General features: G+C 39.2%; 2 protein-coding genes and 1 pseudogene. 2 read left to right on the plus strand and 1 reads right to left on the minus strand.

The annotated features are described in order from the left end of the window. Nucleotides 1–1,639, minus strand: a 1,639-nt coding sequence (locus PVV60_RS09925) for an ABC transporter transmembrane domain-containing protein (RefSeq protein ID WP_273724605.1), incomplete at its 3' end; no start/stop codon positions are given. A 188-nt stretch (nt 1,640–1,827) separates the two neighbouring features. Here PVV60_RS09925 and rpmE point away from each other — a divergent pair. Continuing rightward, on the plus strand, nt 1,828–2,049 hold the full coding sequence (gene rpmE / locus PVV60_RS09930) for a 50S ribosomal protein L31 (RefSeq protein WP_015856961.1): 222 nt from the start codon (nt 1,828–1,830) through the stop codon (nt 2,047–2,049). Between the two features lie 276 nt (nt 2,050–2,325). Continuing rightward, nucleotides 2,326–2,525 (plus strand): annotated as a pseudogene (locus PVV60_RS09935) (ABC transporter); the annotation flags it as partial. Nucleotides 2,526–2,884: the final 359 nt, after the last annotated feature.

The raw sequence follows: 2,884 nt of genomic DNA on the forward strand, positions 1-2,884 counted from the left end.
CCAAGGTTGTACGATTTTGCATCAATCCTTCTAAGGCATTTTGCACCAACTTTTCACTGTTTGCATCTAAAGCAGATGTTGCTTCATCAAGAAGCAATAGGGGCGCATTTCTTAGAATTGCCCGTGCAATACCAATGCGTTGTTTTTGCCCTCCAGAAAGCATGGTACCACGTTCTCCTACTTGCGTATCCAAGCCATCTGGTAAAGCTTGAATAAATTCAAGTGCATTAGCCGCCTTAGCGGCAGCAAGGATTTCCTCTTCATGGGTATTTTCAGTTCCAAAAATAATATTATCACGCAATGTTCCATCAAAAATGGCGACATCCTGTGGAACATAGGAAATTGCGCTGCGTAAATCTTGTAAAGAAAGGCGATTAATTTCCATGCCATCCAACCGAATTGTTCCACTTATCGGGTCATAAAAACGAAGGATCAAAGAAAAAATGGTGCTTTTTCCTGCTCCTGAAGCCCCAACAAAAGCAACCGTTTCGCCTGCCTTCACAGAAAACGAAAGCGAGCGTAAAATCTTCTCTTGTGGTCTAGAAGGATAAATAAAATCAACCTGATCAAAAACAAGTTCGCCTCGAACAGGTTGTTCCAATGATAAAGGATTTTTAGGAGCTACAATAGTAGGTTGTTCTTGTAACAATTCGGAAAGCCGCTCAGCAGCGCCTGCTGCTTGGATTAATTCTGCCCCCAGTTCCGATAATTGCGCAAAAGTAGAAGCTCCAAAAACCGCATAAAGGACAAATTGCCCTAATGTCCCGCCTGTCATTGTTCCATTCAAAACATCGTGCGATCCAATCCATAAAACAGCAACCACACTGCTAAAAACCAAAAAAATTGCAAAACCCGTAAAAAAGGAGCGTAAGATCACAGAAGCACGTGCTGTTTGAAAAGCACGTTCTATCAATTGTGAAAAACGTGTTGCAACGAGTTTTTCTGCGGTAAAAGCTTGTACAGTGCGAATAGCACTTACCTGTTCTGTAGCAACAGCATTGGCATCTGCGAGACGATCTTGCGCCGCACGAGTACGAGAGCGAACTTTACGTCCAAAAACCACTAAGGGAATGGCCACAACAGGAATAGAAACCAAAACCAATAAAGACAGTTTAGCATTGGTGATCACCATCATCACAACGGCTCCGATCACGATAATCAGCTGACGCAAAGCGGTAGAGGCAGTAGAACCCACAGCTAATTTTATTTGTGTGGTATCTGTGAGAAGCCTTGAAACAATCTCTCCTGAATGTGACCGATCAAAAAAAGCAGGAGAAAGTTTCATAATATGAACAAACACATCACGCCGTAAATCGGCAACAATCCGTTCTCCCAAGGTGATAACACAGTAATAACGAGCTGCTGAAGCAAATGCGAGAAGCAAGGCTAAGATAAACAAAATTCCGAAGTAAAAATTGATATGTCCATGGCTTGAAGTAGAAAACCCATGATCAAACATTTGCCGGATAGCCACAGGCAAAGCTAATGTGACAAGAGCAGCAACAGATAACGCTAGAAAGGCAAAAATAAACAACCAACGATAGCGCAAAAGATAAGGAAAAAAAATTGCAAGCGAAGAGAATGAAGATTTTTTAGGGGAAGACTTTGTAGATTTTTCTGAATGATTAAAGAGATTCATAAGGTTTCGCTCACTATATTGAATTTATAACACTTGATACAACGATGCATCTTGAACACTTGTTTTTTTATGCGTGCTCAGCTATAGGAATAAATACTTTAATCAATGTATCAAAAAGACAAAGGAAGCGCACTTAAAAAAATCGAGCAAGTGCTGTTTCATTCTATAAACGCAAAAGGTTTTTACGCATGAAAGCGAATATTCATCCCAACTATCACACAATTACCGTTGTTATGACGGATGGAACACAATATAAAACGCGCTCTACTTGGGGAAAAGAAGGCGATACTCTTAATCTAGATATTGACCCAAGAACGCATCCAGCATGGACAGGTGGCTCCCAAACACTCGTAGACCGCGGTGGTCGTCTTTCTAAATTCAAAAATCGTTTTGGTAATATTGGCATGTAAAAGCCTCCTTTTTATAGGGTACAAGGGTTTTAAACAAAACGATTGTTCTATTGTGAAGTGATTAAGTTTTTTATGCTGTAAAGAGTGCACTTTAAATATTAATTCGAAAACGCATCTAATATAAATAGATGAGGTTTTAGATACTTATAAATCATCGTGGCTGCGTTTTTTAAACAAAAATCAGTTTGAAATACACGCATAAATCCTTTCTCCTAGAGTATAAAGACTTGAAATAAAAGAGTATAAAGATTTACAATAAAATAATTACAAATTGTCCTTCTTTTTGGAACTGAAAATACCCATGAAGAGGACATTTTGGTCGCTACTAAAGCAGCTAATGCACTTGAATTTATTCAAGCTTTACTAGGTGGCTTGGATACGTAAGTAGGAGAATGCGGTACTATGCTTTTTGGGGGGGGAGGCAAAAACAACGCATTGGTATTGCATGGGCGATTTTAAGAAATGCAGCCCTCTTACAGCAAGCCGGAATCATTATTATATTGGCCAACTTGTGGGTGTTGCTACAGCCTTTGGCACTTGAGACGATTTATTATAGGCATTTTAAGTCCTTTCTTAATAGTTTTTTTTAATTCATGCCGGTTCTCCTTGCTCGTAAAGTGCAAAAGACATGGTTTTGGTTGATTCAACATGGAACAGGTTTGAAATGAGAGAATCCTACGATAGTTGGGATTCTCATTCAACATACAAAAAAATGAATTATTATTATAAATCAAAGCGTCGCTTCTTGATGAAGCAACATCTGCTTTAGATGCAAACAGTGAAAAGTTGGTGCAAAATGCCTTAGAAGGATTGATGCAAAATCGTACAACCTTGG

The sequence above is a fragment of the Bartonella sp. AU18XJBT genome, from assembly GCF_028618595.1.
Taxonomy (GTDB): domain Bacteria; phylum Pseudomonadota; class Alphaproteobacteria; order Rhizobiales; family Rhizobiaceae; genus Bartonella.